16 protein-coding genes and 1 pseudogene are annotated in these 16,187 nt (G+C 51.9%); 11 read left to right on the top strand and 6 right to left on the bottom strand.

The window, feature by feature from the left end:
• Positions 1 to 52 precede the first annotated feature (52 nt).
• Positions 53 to 943: a LysR substrate-binding domain-containing protein gene (locus ACXI0A_RS20735; RefSeq protein WP_476147341.1), complete on the bottom strand. Its 891-nt coding sequence runs from the start codon at positions 941 to 943 to the stop codon at positions 53 to 55.
• Positions 944 to 1,070: 127 nt separating this feature from the next.
• On the opposite strand from ACXI0A_RS20735, the gene ACXI0A_RS20740 reads away from it, so the two are divergent.
• The 4 genes from ACXI0A_RS20740 to ACXI0A_RS20755 all read left to right on the top strand — a co-directional run bounded on the left by ACXI0A_RS20740 (position 1,071) and on the right by ACXI0A_RS20755 (position 3,991).
• A complete protein-coding gene (locus tag ACXI0A_RS20740) occupies positions 1,071 to 2,450 on the top strand; it encodes an MFS transporter (protein ID WP_476147238.1) in 1,380 nt (459 codons plus the stop codon).
• On the top strand, positions 2,447 to 2,842 hold the full coding sequence (locus ACXI0A_RS20745) for a DUF4440 domain-containing protein (RefSeq protein ID WP_476147237.1): 396 nt from the start codon (positions 2,447 to 2,449) through the stop codon (positions 2,840 to 2,842). The genes ACXI0A_RS20740 and ACXI0A_RS20745 overlap by 4 nt, the downstream gene beginning before the upstream one ends.
• Positions 2,843 to 3,027: 185 nt before the next feature.
• Positions 3,028 to 3,186 carry a DUF2798 domain-containing protein gene (locus ACXI0A_RS20750; RefSeq protein ID WP_479410245.1) on the top strand — a complete coding sequence of 53 codons (159 nt, stop codon included), beginning with the start codon at positions 3,028 to 3,030 and terminating at the stop codon, positions 3,184 to 3,186.
• Positions 3,187 to 3,307: 121 nt separating this feature from the next.
• Positions 3,308 to 3,991 carry a hypothetical protein gene (locus ACXI0A_RS20755; RefSeq protein WP_476147236.1) on the top strand — a complete coding sequence of 228 codons (684 nt, stop codon included), beginning with the start codon at positions 3,308 to 3,310 and terminating at the stop codon, positions 3,989 to 3,991.
• Between the two features lie 26 nt (positions 3,992 to 4,017).
• Here ACXI0A_RS20755 and ACXI0A_RS20760 read toward each other — a convergent pair whose 3' ends face one another.
• From ACXI0A_RS20760 to ACXI0A_RS20780, 5 genes are all read right to left on the bottom strand, one after another.
• Positions 4,018 to 4,374: a hypothetical protein gene (locus ACXI0A_RS20760; RefSeq protein WP_476147235.1), complete on the bottom strand. Its 357-nt coding sequence runs from the start codon at positions 4,372 to 4,374 to the stop codon at positions 4,018 to 4,020.
• 76 nt (positions 4,375 to 4,450) lie between these two features.
• Positions 4,451 to 5,260 (bottom strand): oxidoreductase, encoded by an 810-nt coding sequence (locus ACXI0A_RS20765; protein ID WP_476147234.1) that lies wholly within the window; start codon positions 5,258 to 5,260, stop codon positions 4,451 to 4,453.
• Complete coding sequence (gene iolE / locus ACXI0A_RS20770; protein WP_476147233.1) at positions 5,260 to 6,171, bottom strand: myo-inosose-2 dehydratase; 912 nt, start codon at positions 6,169 to 6,171, stop codon at positions 5,260 to 5,262. Before iolE ends, ACXI0A_RS20765 begins: the two co-directional genes overlap by 1 nt.
• A gap of 14 nt (positions 6,172 to 6,185) precedes the next feature.
• The gene (gene iolD / locus ACXI0A_RS20775; protein ID WP_476147232.1) at positions 6,186 to 8,030 is read right to left on the bottom strand and encodes a 3D-(3,5/4)-trihydroxycyclohexane-1,2-dione acylhydrolase (decyclizing); all 1,845 of its coding nucleotides are present in this window, start codon (positions 8,028 to 8,030) and stop codon (positions 6,186 to 6,188) included.
• Positions 8,031 to 8,176: 146 nt separating this feature from the next.
• Positions 8,177 to 9,115, bottom strand: a complete 939-nt coding sequence (locus ACXI0A_RS20780; protein ID WP_436339216.1) for a MurR/RpiR family transcriptional regulator — start codon at positions 9,113 to 9,115, stop codon at positions 8,177 to 8,179.
• A 417-nt stretch (positions 9,116 to 9,532) separates the two neighbouring features.
• Between ACXI0A_RS20780 and ACXI0A_RS20785 the strand changes: the two genes are divergently transcribed.
• From ACXI0A_RS20785 to ACXI0A_RS20815, 7 genes and pseudogenes are all read left to right on the top strand, one after another.
• The gene (locus ACXI0A_RS20785) at positions 9,533 to 10,966 is read left to right on the top strand and encodes an aldehyde dehydrogenase family protein (RefSeq protein ID WP_476147231.1); all 1,434 of its coding nucleotides are present in this window, start codon (positions 9,533 to 9,535) and stop codon (positions 10,964 to 10,966) included.
• A gap of 9 nt (positions 10,967 to 10,975) precedes the next feature.
• On the top strand, positions 10,976 to 11,794 hold the full coding sequence (locus ACXI0A_RS20790) for an aldolase/citrate lyase family protein (RefSeq protein ID WP_476147230.1): 819 nt from the start codon (positions 10,976 to 10,978) through the stop codon (positions 11,792 to 11,794).
• A gap of 1 nt (position 11,795) precedes the next feature.
• A complete protein-coding gene (locus tag ACXI0A_RS20795; protein ID WP_476147229.1) occupies positions 11,796 to 12,788 on the top strand; it encodes an NAD(P)-dependent oxidoreductase in 993 nt (330 codons plus the stop codon).
• A gap of 34 nt (positions 12,789 to 12,822) precedes the next feature.
• The gene (iolG, locus tag ACXI0A_RS20800) at positions 12,823 to 13,818 is read left to right on the top strand and encodes an inositol 2-dehydrogenase (RefSeq protein WP_476147228.1); all 996 of its coding nucleotides are present in this window, start codon (positions 12,823 to 12,825) and stop codon (positions 13,816 to 13,818) included.
• Positions 13,819 to 13,828: 10 nt separating this feature from the next.
• Complete coding sequence (locus tag ACXI0A_RS20805) at positions 13,829 to 14,944, top strand: Gfo/Idh/MocA family protein (RefSeq protein ID WP_476147227.1); 1,116 nt, start codon at positions 13,829 to 13,831, stop codon at positions 14,942 to 14,944.
• Positions 14,945 to 15,028: 84 nt separating this feature from the next.
• Positions 15,029 to 15,157, top strand: a pseudogene (locus tag ACXI0A_RS20810) (ABC transporter permease); the annotation flags it as partial.
• A gap of 98 nt (positions 15,158 to 15,255) precedes the next feature.
• Positions 15,256 to 16,182 (top strand): substrate-binding domain-containing protein, encoded by a 927-nt coding sequence (locus ACXI0A_RS20815; RefSeq protein ID WP_476147226.1) that lies wholly within the window; start codon positions 15,256 to 15,258, stop codon positions 16,180 to 16,182.
• Positions 16,183 to 16,187: the final 5 nt, after the last annotated feature.

The following is a 16,187-nucleotide window of genomic DNA, read 5'->3' on the forward strand; positions in this document are numbered from 1 at the left end:
AAATCGGCGCTAAGGCGCCGCTCTCGCGGCCCGTCCCAGCAATTTCAGAGGCTCAGTAATTCGAAAACGCGTGCAGGAAATCAATAAATGCGCGCACTTTCTCCGGCAAATGGCGGGTATGCGGATATAGCGCGTAGATCCCCTGTTCGGGAAAATGATGATCTGGCAGCAGTGGTATTAACGCTCCCCGAGCCAATTCATCCTGCACCAGCCAGGCGGGTAATATCGCGACGCCTGCTCCCGCTAGTGTAAATGCCAGCAACGACGCTGCACTGTCTGCCATGATCATCGCGGGGTGACGCGCGCTAAAAAGCACCGATTCTCCCGCGGGTGTGGTCACCTGCCAGCTCAAGGGGGTGGATAAGCGGCTGTGTCCAATCCATTTCGCTTCGGCGAGTTGTTCCAGACTCTCAATCGATTGAGTGATGAGATACGCAGGAGCCGCGACGGGGAGAATCGCGAACCGATCGATGAGGCGAGCGTGGTGATTAGAATCCGCCAACTGACCGAGGCGGATTGCCACATCAAAACGGCCGGCAATCAGATCATCATTTTTTGACGAGGATACATGCTGAATGCGTAACTGCGGGTGCTTACCCGCAAATGCCGCCAGCGCAGGAACGATGACGCGTGCTCCATATTCGGGCGTGGTGGTGATACGCAGCAAACCGCTGAGTCCGAGGTGGTCGCTGCGAACATCGTCTAATACGCGTTCTGCATCCTGCAAAAGATGCTGACAGCGATGATAAAACGTCTCACCGGTGTCCGTTGCGGCAACGCGACGTGTGCTTCTTGTCAGCAAAGCGACGCCAAGTTCCTGTTCCAGCTGTTTTATATTAAAACTCACCACCGCTTTTGTGAGCCCCAGCGTCTGAGCGGCCCCGGTAAAACTTCCTGCCTCAACCACCGCAACAAACATTTCCAGGCGCTGCATATTGATCATCATCGACCCCGCTGATGAAGGATTATTGTCAAAGTTATTTTGACAGTATAACCATTGAGCGTGGATTTATCGCACTTATCCCGGCCCTTATACTGCGCGCAAGAATAGTGTTTTGACTGAGAAAATCATGAGTTATCGCGTGCGCGTTGCCACTGTGTATTTGCTGGGATTCTTCATCGATCTGGTGAACATGTTTATCGCCAATGTTGCCTATCCGGAGATAGGACGGCATTTTCAGGCGCCTGTCAGTCAACTGGCGTGGGTGAGCAATGCGTATATTTTAGGTCTGACTCTGGTGATACCGCTGAGTGGCTGGTTGGCGAAACGCATTGGTGCGAAACGTCTTTTTATCCTTTCCCTGATGATTTTCATGCTAGGTAGCGTTGGCGTAGCCGCCTCCCTTTCAATTTTACAGCTTATCGGCTGGCGTTTTTTGCAGGGCGCAGGCGGTGGATTGCTCATCCCCATCGGGCAAACCCTGACTTACGCGCTATATCGCAGTCATGAACGCGCAAAGCTCTCCTCTGTCGTGATGCTGGTGGCTTTGCTGGCTCCGGCGCTGTCGCCAGCTGCCGGGGGGCTATTGATTGAAAACCTAAGCTGGCGTTGGGTGTTTCTGGCAAGCCTACCGCTGGCTGTCGTGACACTGGTATTGGCGGGGTTCTGGCTGTACGCGGATAAACCCACTGAGGCAGCAGGCCGTTTAGATTTGGTGGGATTAATCAGTGGTTGTTGTGCCTTGACCTTGATCCTGCTGGGACTGACGTCACTGGGCGAATCCCAGTCTTTTCACCAGGGCGTGTTGATGCTCATCAGTGGGATCATTGTATTTAGCGGTTACGTATGGAATGCATTGGGTAAAAGTCAGCCTCTGATTAATCTGCATCTGATAAAAGATCCTCTGTTCAAGACGGCGATGCTGATTTACCAGTTTGTACCGGGTGTTTTTACCGGAGTCAGTATGATCACCATGCTGTATCTGCAGAATGAACTTGGCATGCACGCCGCCTTTGTCGGTGCTTTGATGCTGCCCTGGTCGATCGCTTCATTTATCGCGATTAGCTTTACGGGTAAAAGATTCAATTCGCTGGGACCGCGTCCGCTGTTTATTCTCGGGTGCATCGTTCAGGCGTTGGGGATTGGGCTGCTTGCCACAACCGGTCATTACGCGTCAGCGATGATCTGTGTGATTGCATTCTGCCTGATGGGATTTGGTGGCAGTTTGTGCAGCAGTACGGCCCAGAGTTCGGCCTTCCTGTACATACCTGATGGGCAACTGGCCGATGCCAGTGCGATTTGGAATATCAATCGTCAGCTCAGTTTCTGTCTGGGGGTCACGCTTGTTAGCCTGCTGTTTAACCTCTTGGCTAACAGCGGCATATCTGATGATCGTGCCTATCAACTTTGCTTTGTCATCGCGGCCTGTAGCAGTGTCGTGCCGATTTTATGTTGCCTGCGCATCGCGAACCGAAACGTACTATTTATCCTTAATCAGGAGAAGCCATGAACCGCTATTTTCAGGAAGTTTTAGATGCACACGAATTCATTCGTTGCTGGCTGGGTGAGGCAGAAGCTCAAGAGGGTGTCTGCGATAACTTGCTAGCCCGTTTCAGTCCAGAATTCACGATGGTGAGCACTGCAGGTATCCTATTGGATTTTGATGCCTTAAATCGCTTCTTCCGCACACAGCGTGGCGTGCGTAAAGGACTCACCCTGGACATCATGGACATGCAGATGGTGGCTGAAAGCGAGAAGGGGGCAACGGTATGCTACAAAGAACAGCAGCACGTTCCCGGACAAAATACGACGTTGCGTTTCTCGACGGTCGTTTTCACGTTAGACCCACAGGGGAACGTGCTTTGGCGCCATCTTCAGGAGACAGCGCTGCCGCTGGAGTGATTCACGTTGAAGGCATCGCTTGCTCTAAAAAGATACCGATCAACCCTGGCAAATCCACAAGGCATCAGCGCTCAATTCGTCATGTCTGCTTAATAATGATTCAAGCAGAACCGTTTTACCGCTGCATGAGTCAGCCTGGTTGCTTAACGGCTGCCGCGCTAACCCATATTGAACAGGATAATGCTATGACGGATGCAACCACCAGGAAATTCGCTGGAGTCCGCTTTCCCAGACACTTCACGCTTTATATGGCGACCATCATGGCCTTTCTGATGAGTCTGGTCATTACCTTTGCCGAATTTGGTGCGGGACCGCAATACATGACAAATGTGTCAGGTAAATGAGTGGCAGCAGCGAAAGCACGTAAGTAAAACAGCTATCCTCCATCTAAAACGTGTAAAGTTATCCAGTACAGAACCGATAAGGAAATCTGAATATCATTAAATTCATTCCAAAGGGAAGTTAATGAAAAGCGGGTTGGCATTATCGGTTTTATCCATTTCTTTGATACTTCTGAGCGGTTGTGCATCTAAAACCCATGAGCCATTAAAAACAGAAATCAAAAATACCGTCGTCACATCCGGGAATGGTTCAGTTATCACTGTTCAAGACCTTGTGATTTTAGAGGATTACAATGACACCCAATTAAGATTGATCACTCGACAGGACACGGCAAACATGGTCGCCGCTAAAACAGTACAGGCCATTGCGGGGATGTTCCTGGGAATCGGTGTCAGAAACTTTGATAAAAATGATCTCAAAGGGCATTTTGTTGCTACACAATCTAACCCGTTTAAGGATTTTTTAACCCCGCAGATCATTGAAATCATCAAAGCCGAAATGGATAAGCGCGACAAGCAGTCCTATGAGGGCACCCTAAATGTGATGCCAGATAAGTGGCGTCTCGTTTATAAAAATCTGGCGGGTGGCGATGATAATTATCAGTTAATATTAAATGTATCTTTCTCGCGTGTGAATAAAGAAAGAAGGCAGGATTTTAACTGTGATTCAATGACATTCAATAAAATGGAATATACATTACCGGAATGGCAAGCCAACAATTATGCCAAAGTGACTGAGGTATCGCACCAGATCATGGATACCTGCGCGAAGGAGTTCTCGCAATACGCCAGAGTTTTCCTTTTTTGAGAAGTTTCAATCAAGCGTTGAATGCTTCAAAGTTGCAGCGTCACATTAGGCCTTGTTTGCGATCTGATAGATACTCTGTTGATAAAGTTTTCTTCTTTCATTTTATTGCAAATGATTTCGCAGTTTCGCTCTAATGTGGCGACTTTGCTTTCCAGTAAACTTACTGGTGTCTCTTCAATGAGCTCCAGCATATGAAAGATTTCATGGCGTACATTTTCGCCAAATGTTTTATCGGCTTTGTGTTGATTTAACCATTCTGCCAACTCTGACTTTTTGTCATGTTCGTTATCGCTCAGGGCACGCCTGCTGGTCTGTATAAAAGTGATTTTAGCCAGAAAGTGCGTATAGAAATTATGAATGTCACTCAGTTGTTTGATATTCATAGCAGCCTCATCCATTCAATTTATTAAAAATACGACTATCAGCCCGCTGCGGCAGGCTGATGATTTTTAGATTAAATTAAAGTGGTGCATCTGGCGTGTCCGCCTGGTCGTACGCGCCCCAAATGGTCTGGTCATAATTAACCATGGAGCCGGTCATCAAACCTGACTCTTCGCTGGCAAGAAACGCCACGGCGCGCGCGACTTCTTCCGGCGAGATCAACCGGCCAAATGGCTGCTCCGCAGCGGCTTTTTCAAGCCAGTTTTCTTCCGCGCCGTGATAGGTACGCATGATGCGGTCTTCACCCTCTGATGCCATCCAGCCAATATTCAGGCCATTTACACGGATGCGGTTGCGTAATAAGGCATAGGCGGTGTTGCGCGTCAGTGTGGCGAGTGCACCTTTCGATGAGCAATAAGCGGCAATAAATGGCTGACCTGCCAGAGCTGACATTGAGCAGATATTAACAATACTGCCCTCAATATTCTCGCGACGCATCACCTTGATGGTTTCCTGCATCAGGAAGAAGGGGCCGCGCACATTAGTGGCGAACATTTTGTCGAACAGCTCGGGATCGGTATCGAGAATGGAGCCACGATCGGTCATCCCACCGGCATTCACCAGGATATCGACGCGATGGAAGATCGCATCCGTCGTGGCAATGACTTTACGGCAGTCGTCAACAGAGGAAAGATCGGCCTGAACAAATTCAACACGTGTTTCTCCTAAGGCGTTAAGTTTCGCGGCAACCTCTTTACCTTTGGTATCGTTACGGCCGCAGATGACAACGCCCGCTGCGCCATTCTGCGCAAAATGGTGCGCAATAGCGGCGCCCAGTCCTTGTGTACCTCCGGTGACAACAGCAACTTTACCTGCTAACGGGTTCATTACATTTTTCCTTCGACAAGTGTATATCCTGCTGCGTCAAGCGCATTGCGCAGCGTGCCATGACCAATACGTGCATATTCAAGCGGAGGGGCTTTAGCCGGGTCCTGCTCAGCCTCCACCACAAACCAGCCCTGATAACCTAAGTTAGCCAGTGTTCGGGTCAGTTCATCGAAATCGATCATTCCGTCACCGGGTACGGTATAAACCCCCTTGAGTACCGCATCCAGGAAGCTGTCTTTATTCCGGTCAAGTGAGGAGAGCACCTCTTCCCGCACATCTTTAGTGTGCACGTGATTGATTCGTGCACCGTGTTTTTTCAGGACCTGTAATGGATCTACGCCCGCAAACACTAAATGACCGGAATCAAAGAGTAAGCCAACATCCTTAGTGGTTGCGGCCATTAAACGGTCAATATCATGTTCATCTTCAATCGCCGTGCCCATATGATGATGGAAGGCGAGAGGGACGCCATAGTCGGTGCAGAATTCAGCAAAGCGCGACAGCTTTTCACCGTATGCGCTGATTTGTTCATCGGTTAAACGGCGGCGTTGAGCCAGGGGGACGTCTTGTCTGTTCTGGATCGTGCCAGCGGTCTCGCCATAAACAAGGCAGGCGGCACCACACTCACGGAATAACTGCATTTGCGGCAACGATTTCTTGATCTCCTCCTCGACTGAATTATCAAGCAAGGTGCCCGAATACCAGCCGGAAACCAAATCCAGTTGGAACTCCCGCAACAGCGGTTTTAGCGCATCGCTGGTCCTGGGAAATTTCCCGCCGGTCTCTACGCCCTGAAATCCTGCCAGACGGCTTTCAGCCAGGCAGGTCGCCAGTGGTGTTTCTCCACCCAGTTGAGGCAGGTCGTCGTTAGACCAGGCGATAGGTGCAATACCCAGTTTTGCTTTAAGCATCGTTACTACTCCTGTTAAATACCCACGCGCTGGTTTTTACGTCCGGCGACATGTTCCGCGCGGGCCTGATTAACGCTATCTCGGGCACTGATTTCAGGTACGCCAACATCCCACCAGGCATCACCCGGCGTCCAGTCAAAAGGATGGGTATCAATGCAAATCACCGTGGTACGATCGTTACCCTTAGCCCAGACAATCGCTTCCTGAAGTTCATCGAGTGAGGCGACTTTGCGTGCCAGAGCACCCATTGATTGCGCATTTGCCACGAAATCGACGTGGAAGGGTTCCTTAACGCGACAGTCTTTTAGCAGGTTGTTAAAGGATGCACCGCCTTTGGCATTCTGCAGTCGGTTGATGACCGCATAGCCGCCGTTATCGCACACCAGCAGGATAAACTTATGTCCGGAAAGGACGCTGGAGTAGATGTCAGAGTTCATCATCATGTAGGTGCCGTCACCGATCATCACGAACACATCACGATCCTGTTCCGCCATCGCCACACCCCAGCCCGCCGACAGCTCGTAACCCATGCAGGAGAAGCCAAATTCGCAGTCAAAAGTGCCAGGATTTTTAACCTTCCAGCCTTTGACCAATTCACCCGGTAAACCACCGGCTGCGCTGATGATGTAGTCTTCTGGTGCAGCTTGCGCATTCACTACGCCAATCACTTGTGCGTAAGTCGGGTCATCGTTGGTCTGGGTTCTTTCCTGACGCGCGGCAATCAGTTCGTTCCAACCCGCAAACGCTTTTCGGCTACGCTCCAGCCAGGCATTGTCTGCCTTCCAACTGCCAAGGGCAGTACCCAGTTCGCTCAGGCCTTCTCGCGCATCGCACACCAGTGGAATAGCGCGGTGTTTGTGCGCATCGAAGCGCGCAGCATTCAGCGCAATAAACTGAGCTTTATCACTGAAGACAGTCCAGGAACCCGTGACGAAATCCATCAGGCGGGTACCCACTGCGATAATGACGTCGGCGTTGCCCGCCAGTTCATTCGCGGAGGTGGATCCCAAAATACCAATCGGCCCCATGTGCAGAGGGTGGTCATGCGTTAAAGCACCTTTCCCGGCAATGGTTTCCACCACCGGTATTCCGTGCGCCTGGGCGAATTGTTCAAGCGCGGCTTCTGCCTGGGAATAGCGGACGCCACCACCTGAAATAATCAGTGGACGTTTCGCGCGAAGCAGGCACTCTTTTGCACGATCTAGAAGTTGCGTATCAGGGCGAGGGCGAGGCATGGAATGGACACGCGGCTGGAAAAAGGCTTCCGGGTAGTCGTAGGCCATCTCCTGCACGTCCTGACAGACGCCTATAAAGGCGGGGCCGCAGTCGCCCGGATCCAGCATGGTCGCCACCGCCTGCGGCAACGAAGAAAGGATCTGTTCAGGCCAGGTGATGCGGTCCCAGTAGCGGGTCACCGATTTAAAGGCGTCATTCACGGTTTGCGTGGGGTCGTTGAAGTGTTCCACCTGCTGCATAACCGGGTCTGGCACGCGACGGGCAAAGCTATCGCCACAAATCATGAGTACCGGCAGGCGGCTGGTGTGTGCGACACCCGCCGCGGTCAGAAGATTGGTAGTGCCCGGCCCAATCGAGGCTGTAACCACCATGATTTGACGCCTGACCATGGCTTTAGCGAAACCCACCGCAGCAAACGCCATCGATTGCTCATTCTGACCGCGCCAGGTGGGTAAGGTATCCTGTGCTGCTTCCAGCGCCTCACCCAGACAGGTCACGTTGCCGTGGCCAAAAATTCCATAGACCCCGGGAAACAGCGGAACACGCTTCCCGTCAATTTCCGTAAACTGATTGCTCAGGTAGCGAACAATTGCCTGAGCTGTCGTGCAACGAATCGTAGCCATAATGTCACTCACTGTTATGGGACGCTTAAACAGCATCTGGGTTTCACTCAACAACGTTATTTGCCTGTTGAATACAATGGCAATAAAAGTTGCAAATTTTGCGTGTAGTTATCCCTCCCCGTTAGGGGAAAAATAACCACCTTCAATCAGGCGCGAGTACGTTTGCGCGTGGTATCCGCGCGCTGTTCCCGCTCCGTAATCGTTTCAATACGCGGTTGCTCTTTTTCCGGCTGCAGCGCAGCGGCTAAGGCCATCGCAATGCTTTGTGCCAGACACACCGGTGCCGCAAGCGAACGTGAAAAGCTGTACTCTTCTTCTGGCACGGTAAACAGCACGCGCGCATTTTTGGCTAACGGCGACAAGTTGCTGTCGGTGATGGCAACGATCGGCAGTCCTCTGGCATGAACCTCATCGGAAATGGCAATCACTTCTTTGGCGTAATGGCGGAACGCGATGGCGAACAGCACATCGTTATCGCGCATATTTTTAGCCATCTGCGGTGCCAGACCACCCGCGGAGTCAAGCAGCACAACCCGGCGATTCAGCATGGTAAAGAGGTAACGCAGCAGCATTGCAATCGGCTCTGAACGCAGCTGACCAATGATATAGATGGTATCAGCCTCTTTCAGAATGCTGGCTGCAGCGTCCAGTTCGGCTCCGCTGACGTTTTGCAGTAACTCCTGCAGCGTGGCGATATCGCGAATCACCAAACTTTGTAAGAAGCCCGCGCTGCCTTTCTCTTCGTTTTTCTGCAAGTCCGCTTCAAGCGCATTGATGCGTTCGTTATAGCCCGGCGCGGCAGTTGCCAGGCGAGACTGGAACACGCTCTGCATCTGCTTAAAGCCGCTGTACCCAAACACTTGTGCAAAGCGCACCAGCACAGAGGGATGCAAACCACATTTCGCAGCCACGGCGTTAATTGACTCCAGCGCCACAGTGTTGGGGTTTTGGGTCATGTACCTTGCAGCTTGTTTGTGACGCTCAGACAATTTTGGGTAGTGCTTAGTGATGTCGTTAACAACCTGCTCATACGTCTCATGCGGCAATGGTTTCTCGGTTGTCTTAATTTTGCTCACTTTCGTCATTCTTGACTTACCTCTAAAGCATCGCCTTCATCAAATTTCATTTTCTTTCGCAATAAAAATTGCAGTTAACACTGTAATGCAATTAGTTCTATCGCATTCAGTACAGCAGTGGAAAATTTCTTCATGAATTTTGTGATTTCACTCGGAAAAAATCATTTTAATTTTTCCTCCCCGTCGAAGCCAGAAATCAAGATTTCGATTTAATTAGTTGATAAGTAATCAATTAAATTCTCGTCTTTGTTGGATTTGAGAGATTGCCACTCGTATTGCAATTTTAATTGCTGTGATCCTACTATTGCAAATATCAGTGCTGTGCGAGGACTCTTTACTCACGTTGAGGGGGTTCCTGGGCAGTTGCCATGTCATTCAGGTCTCAGGGCATAACAGCCAGACCTGATAGCGAAGGAGTGATGACTCATGTACGACAATTTTGGGCAGTTTATTGATGGCAAGTGGTGCCGCGGTAAGGGTAAGGAGCCAATTAGCGTCAGCGATCCGGGCAATGGCAAATTGCTGGGATCTATCCCATCAGCTTCAGCTGAAGACACGCTTGCTGCACTGTCTGCAGCGGATAAGGCATTTGACGGCTGGAAGAATACGCAAGCCTGGACACGCGCTGATTTATTACAGGCCGTGGCGCGTGAGATGGCAGCCACAACCGCTGACGCTGCATTGATTATTTCAAAAGAGAGCGGTAAGCCGCTGGCTCAGGCCAAACGTGAATGGGAACTCTCTGTTGATCAGTTCATCTGGTATGCCGAAGAAGCCCGACGCATTTATGGCCGCGTGGTTGAAAGCCGCGTTCCGGGCGGGCGTTGTGAGGTATCGCATGAGGCGGTGGGTGTGGTTGCCGCTTTTACCGCCTGGAATTTCCCGGTAGTGCTGGTGGCGCGTAAGCTGGCACCGGCACTGGCAGCGGGCTGCACCGTTGTACTGCGTCCTTCCAGCGAAGTGCCCGGCTCAGCAATGATGGTGTTTGAATGCCTGCGCAAAGCCGGCATCCCGGCAGGCGTGGCTAATCTTGTCGTTGGCCCTACCGCAGAGACCTACGAGCCGCTGATGGCATCACCAGTGGTGAAGAAGGTCTCCCTGACAGGCTCCACCCAACTGGGTCAGCAGATGATCCGCGATTCTGCTGACACCATTAAGCGTCTCAGTATGGAGCTGGGGGGGAACGCACCGGTGATCGTGTTTGATGACGCGGATCTGGAAAAAGCGCTCGATCTCTCGGTTGCCACCAAATTTGCCAACTGTGGTCAGGTCTGTGTGACCTGCGATCGCTTCTATGTTCATGAGTCTTTATATGACGCGTTTGTGGAAGGATTTGCACGTCGCGCCAGCCAGCTGAAAGTGGGTTACGGCCAGGACGAGGGTACGGCGATGGGGCCACTGATTAATCCTCGTCGACTGAAAGCCATCGAAACCATCGTCGCCGACGCACGCGAGAAGGGTGCGAAAGTGGTGAGCGGTGGTCACCGTATCGACCTCAACGGCGGGTATTTCTATGCACCGACCGTATTAGCTGATGTGCCGGACAACGCGCTGGCCATTGCCGAAGAGAACTTTGGCCCGATTGCGGCGATCACCTCATTTTCCGACAGTGAAGATCTCTGGTCACGCGTCAATAACTCCGCGTTTGCTCTGTCGGCCTATGCCTTTACGCGCGATCCGGCACGTATCCGTGAAACCGTGAAGAAACTCGAGGCCGGTATGGTCGGCATCAACAGCTACGCGCTGGCGGCGGCGGAAGTGCCCTTCGGTGGCATAAAAGCCAGTGGTATGGGGCGTGAAGGTGGTAGCGAAGGCATTCACGATTATATGAACGTCAAACTGGCCCAAGTTGTGGTGTAAGGAGCAGGGATGAAACCTAATAACATTAAATCACGCTGGAATGACGGCAAAACGGTCCTGAATGGCTGGCTCAGTATTGCGAACTCTTTCAGCGCTGAAATCATGGCACAACAGGGTTACGACTCGCTGACCATCGATTTACAACACGGATTTGTTGGCTATGACGAAGCAAAAGTCATGTTGCAGGCGATGCGTGCCAGCGGTGTAGCGCCAATGGTGCGCGTTCCCTGGCTGGAACCCGGCATCATTATGAAAGCGCTTGATGCCGGCGCGTGGGGCATCATCTGCCCGATGGTCAACACGGCCGAACAGGCACAGCAGCTGGTTTCCTTTGTGCGCTATCCACCCCATGGCAGCCGCAGTTTTGGCCCAACGCGGGTGTCGATTGCGGAGGGCGCTGATTATGGCCAGCACGCCGATGACCATGTGGTGTGCTTCGCCATGATTGAAACCGCCGAAGCCTTTGACAATCTGGAGGCGATTGTCGCCACGCCGGGCCTGGACGGTGTCTATATCGGTCCAGCCGATCTGACGCTGGGCCTGACGGGGCGCAAATACCGCACGGGCTTTGATCGTGACGAACCCGAGATTGTCGATGCCATTCAACACATCGTGAAGGTAGCACACCGCGCCGGTAAAAAAGCCGGGCTACATAACGGCACGGCAACCTATGCGGCTAAGGCGGCGGAGTGGGGGTTCGATTTGGTCACCGTATCCAATGACGTTCAATTGCTGCGCTCCTCAGCGGCGGCCAGCGTGCAGCAATTCCGCGAGTTGAATGAGGGGAAATCCCAGAATAAAGGTTCTGCACAGGCGGGAGGATACTGAGATGCCAAACGTACTGGTTGCCGGAAAGATTCATGAGGCGGGGATGGAAATCCTCCGTAACGCACCGGGCTTCACTGTCACGCTGGTGCCGGAAGTGAGTGTTGAAAGCTATGCACCTCACTTGCCGCAGGCGGATGCCTTACTCATCCGTACACAGCCAATGACGGCAAAAGAGATTGCCAGCGCCACCCAGCTCAAAATGGTGTCACGACATGGTGTGGGCTACGACTCCGTGGACGTCGAGGCGCTGAGTGAACGCCATATTCCCCTGACCATTGTGGGTGATGTCAATTCACTTTCAGTGGCAGAACACACGCTGACCCTACTGCTTGCGCTGGCAAAACGCATTACCTGGTTTGACCGTGGCATCCGGGCCAATGAATGGAACCGTCGCAACACCTTTTCCGCCGTTGAGATCGCTCATCGTCAGCTGTTTATTCTCGGCTTTGGCCGGATCGGACGCGAAGTGGCGCGACTGGCGCAAAGTTTTCGTATGCAGGTTGCGGCCTATGACCCTTACTTGCCGGATGAAGTATTTCAACAGCAGAAAGTCGAACGTATTACCGACATCCATGAAGGGCTAAAGCACGCTGATGCGGTCTCCGTTCATCTGCCGCTGAGTGGTGATAAACCTCTGATTGGACAAGCAGAATTAGCGCTGATGAAACCGGGCGCGTTCCTTATCAACACGGCGCGTGGCGGTATTGTTGATGAAGATGCGTTAGCGCAAGCCCTGGCCGAAAACCATCTCGGCGGTGCAGGCCTTGACGTGCTCAAGGCCGAGCCCGCCAGCCTCAGTGATGCGCTGTTGCAGCAGAGTGACCGGTTAATTCTCAGTCCGCACACGGCGGGATTAACTGAAGAGGCGGCGATGCGCATGTCCGTCTCGGCGGCGACAAACATCGTCGACTACTTCAATGGCCAGCTCGACGACAAGCTGGTGGTGAATAAGCAGGTGCTGGCACTCCAGAACCTGATGAGCCAACTGCCCTAAAAACAATTAAAACCCCTGCTACCTGGAGAGAGTCATGATCAGAGTCGCCATTCTTGGTGCCGGTCGTATCGGTCACGTGCATGCCGCAAACGTTGCGCGCCACAAAGATGCCACGCTTGTTGCCATCGCGGATCCCTTTATCAGCAACGCGCAAGCGTTGGCAGCCACCTGGGGCGGCGAGGCCATCGCCGACCCGCTGGAGGCGATTAACAATCCGGATGTGGATGCAGTGGTGATTGGTACACCGACTCATACCCACGTCGAACTGATGCTGGCAGCCGCTAAGGCGGGTAAAGCAGTGCTGTGCGAAAAGCCGGTAGATCTGGATATTCGTAAAGCTATCGAAGCCGATAAGGCGCTCGGTGAACAGCGCAGAAAGGTGATGCTCGGCTTTAATCGTCGTTTCGATCCGGGCTTTGCAGAGATTAAACAGCGCATTCAGCGTGGTGATATCGGTGATCTGCATCAGGTGATCATCACCAGTCGCGATCCAGGACTGGCCCCGATGGGCTATCTGGAAACCTCCGGCGGCATCTTCCGCGACATGGTGATCCACGATTTTGACCTTGCGCGCTGGATCCTCGGTGAAGAGCCAACGGAGGTGTTTGCCGTGGGCAGTCGCCTGTTTGAACCTGCACTGGAAAAGCTCGGTGACTACGACACGGTCATGGTGCAGATGCGCACGGCATCAGGAAAACAGTGCCAGATCAACTGCAGCCGGCAAGCCGTGTATGGGTATGACCAACGTATGGAAGTCTTCGGATCGGCAGGAATGTTGCTGAACGACAACCTGCGTGAAACCACGGTGCGTCACTACAGCGCGCAGGAAACGGAAACCCGCGGCCCGCTGCTGAACTTCTTTATGCAACGCTATACCGACGCCTATCGCCTGGAAATGGAATCCTTTATCGCTGCCATTAAAGAAGGTGTGGCACTGCCGACCACGGTATTTGATGGCTGTCAGGCCTTACGTCTGGCGGATGCGGCACAACTTTCAGCAGACACTCATGCTGTCGTGAAACTCAATTAAGGAGGGCAGGATGCGTAAGCTTGGAATTGGACTTATTGGCACAGGTTTTATGGGCAAATCCCACGCGATGGCATGGCGCGCTGCGGGATCATTTTCGGGTGACATCCAGCCGATCTTAGTCAATGTGGCAGATATCAACGGAGAAGCTGCCGAAAATGCGGCGAACCAATTTGGATTCAAGCGATGGACTACAACCTGGCAGGATCTGATTGATGACCCTGAGATTGATGTGATTTCAATTACATCGCCCAACCGATTTCATGCTGAGCAATCCCTGGCGGCTATCGCAGCAGGCAAACATGTGCACTGCGAAAAGCCACTGGCGCCAGACAGCCTGATTGCCGAGCAGATGTATCGGGCGGCGGAAAAAGCAGGGGTGATGACCCAGGTGGGCTTTAACTACATCAAAAACCCGATGCTTAAGCTGGCGAAGCAGATGATTGCAGAAGGAGAGCTCGGTGAGATCACCGGCTTTCGCGGGATTCATGCTGAAGACTTTATGACCAGCCCTCAAGTTCCCTGGTCGTGGCGGTTAGATCCCACTGGCGGAGCGGGTGCGGTCGCCGATTTGGGAAGTCATATTCTCGGTATGGCGCGTTTTCTGCTTGGGCCTATCAACGCCCTTTTTGCCGATTTGGATACGGTGGTGAAATCTCGTCCCGAAAGCGTCGGGTCAACGGTACTTAAGGCGGTTGAAGTTGATGATATCGCCCGCCTTACCGTGAAGTTCGCGCGCGGCTGTGCCGGGCACATTGAAGCTAACTGGGTCGCCTCCGGTCATAAGATGCAACTGGGTTTTGAAATCACGGGCACGCGCGGTTCGCTGATTTTTAATCAGGAGCGCTTTAACGAACTGCAGTTTTATCAGTTTGGGCAGGACGACGGACGCAACGGTTTTCGCACCCTCGTAGCCGGCCCTGAGCATGCACCTTACAACCTGTTCTGCCCTGCGGCAGGGCATCAGATTGGCTTCAACGATCTGAAAACCATTGAGATGCTGGAGTTCATCCAGTCTATCGCCAGCGGTAACGCAATCGGTCCTGATTTCAAAGAAGCTTATGAGATTCAGAAGCTGGTGGACGCCTCTCTGGTGTCTTCACGCGAACGTAGCTGGGTCTCGATTTAATCACGTAGAGGTGAGAAGGCAGGATGCTCAGGCGAGGCTGGAAGCCTCACTTATTAAAAAGCAGGCATATTTATTGGTGCCTGAATATTGGGAATGATTAAACGCGGATTTACTTTTGTAGGTATGGATGCCTACGCCCAAGATATTATTATAGAAATCATTATTGTTAGTGCTGTCTCTGTTGAGATATATCGCAACAGAAAGAAACGCTGATAATCAGCAGTTGAAGTCAACCCTACGTAATAGCAGTAAATAATAACATCATCGTATCAGCTTCCCGCTGACGTTAACGACTATTGTGGAAGGATTATATGAAAAAGTTCATCTTACTCTGTCTTGCTTTACTCTCAATCAGCCCGTCAGTGTTTGCTTTGCAGGTGGGTGTCAGTATCGCACAAATGGATGATGTATTTCTCTCACGACTGAGAGGATATATTATCGAACATGCTAAGCAGTATCCTGATATGAAAATACAGTTTGAGGATGGACAGGGTGCGGTTGATAAGCAATTAAGTCAGGTGCAAAGTTTTATCAGCGCGAAAGTCGACGTCATTATTGTTAACCCTGTAGATACGCAGGGCACTAAAAATATGTCTGAAGCAGCGCGTAAAGCACACATTCCCATTATTTATCTTAACCGTATGCCCGCTGATTCAAAAATGGGTGACGGCGTGAGTTATATCGGCAGCGATGAAGTTGAAGCAGGCCGACTGCAAATGAGCTATCTCGCCGAAATGGTGAAAGACCGTAAGAGTGTCAACGTCGCCATTATGAAAGGGCTGCTGAGTAATGATGCGACACGCTTCAGAACCCAGGGTGCGAAGGAAGTGATTGCCCAACATCCCAATATGCACGTGGTGCTGGAAGATACCGCGAAATGGATGCGTGAGGATGGGATGAACCTAATGAATAACTGGATCCTGACCGGGCAGAAAATTGACATCCTGTCTGCAAACGCTGATGAGATGGCGATTGGCGCCGCGATGGCCATTAAGAGTAACGGACTCAACATCGGCAAAGACATTCTGGTCGGGGGGACCGATGGGGGGCCAAACGGTCTGCAGGCGATTAAAACTGGCATGCTGACAGTGACCGTGTTCCAGGATGCGAAATCCCAGGCATTTGGTGCCGTTGATATGGCAGATAAAGCCGCGAAAGGTGAAAAGCTGCAGGATATTAACTTCATTCCTTTCCAGCTCGTCACGCCACAGAACTATCAGAAATTCATCACCAACTAATTACG

This window comes from Pantoea sp. C1E2, from assembly GCF_056491465.1.

Bases quoted from the DNA above. Each gene is read 5' to 3' on its own strand.
- ACXI0A_RS20790 (WP_476147230.1), top strand. From the start codon at position 10,976: ATGAAACCTAATAACATTAAATCACGCTGGAATGACGGCAAAACGGTC.
- ACXI0A_RS20750 (WP_479410245.1), top strand. From the start codon at position 3,028: ATGACGGATGCAACCACCAGGAAATTCGCTGGAGTCCGCTTTCCCAGA.
- ACXI0A_RS20795 (WP_476147229.1), top strand. From the start codon at position 11,796: ATGCCAAACGTACTGGTTGCCGGAAAGATTCATGAGGCGGGGATGGAA.
- ACXI0A_RS20780 (WP_436339216.1), bottom strand. From the start codon at position 9,115: ATGACGAAAGTGAGCAAAATTAAGACAACCGAGAAACCATTGCCGCAT.
- ACXI0A_RS20755 (WP_476147236.1), top strand. From the start codon at position 3,308: ATGAAAAGCGGGTTGGCATTATCGGTTTTATCCATTTCTTTGATACTT.
- ACXI0A_RS20740 (WP_476147238.1), top strand. From the start codon at position 1,071: ATGAGTTATCGCGTGCGCGTTGCCACTGTGTATTTGCTGGGATTCTTC.
- iolD (WP_476147232.1), bottom strand. From the start codon at position 8,030: ATGGCTACGATTCGTTGCACGACAGCTCAGGCAATTGTTCGCTACCTG.
- ACXI0A_RS20760 (WP_476147235.1), bottom strand. From the start codon at position 4,374: ATGAATATCAAACAACTGAGTGACATTCATAATTTCTATACGCACTTT.
- iolE (WP_476147233.1), bottom strand. From the start codon at position 6,171: ATGCTTAAAGCAAAACTGGGTATTGCACCTATCGCCTGGTCTAACGAC.
- ACXI0A_RS20785 (WP_476147231.1), top strand. From the start codon at position 9,533: ATGTACGACAATTTTGGGCAGTTTATTGATGGCAAGTGGTGCCGCGGT.
- ACXI0A_RS20735 (WP_476147341.1), bottom strand. From the start codon at position 943: ATGATCAATATGCAGCGCCTGGAAATGTTTGTTGCGGTGGTTGAGGCA.
- iolG (WP_476147228.1), top strand. From the start codon at position 12,823: ATGATCAGAGTCGCCATTCTTGGTGCCGGTCGTATCGGTCACGTGCAT.
- ACXI0A_RS20745 (WP_476147237.1), top strand. From the start codon at position 2,447: ATGAACCGCTATTTTCAGGAAGTTTTAGATGCACACGAATTCATTCGT.
- ACXI0A_RS20805 (WP_476147227.1), top strand. From the start codon at position 13,829: ATGCGTAAGCTTGGAATTGGACTTATTGGCACAGGTTTTATGGGCAAA.
- ACXI0A_RS20765 (WP_476147234.1), bottom strand. From the start codon at position 5,260: ATGAACCCGTTAGCAGGTAAAGTTGCTGTTGTCACCGGAGGTACACAA.
- ACXI0A_RS20815 (WP_476147226.1), top strand. From the start codon at position 15,256: ATGAAAAAGTTCATCTTACTCTGTCTTGCTTTACTCTCAATCAGCCCG.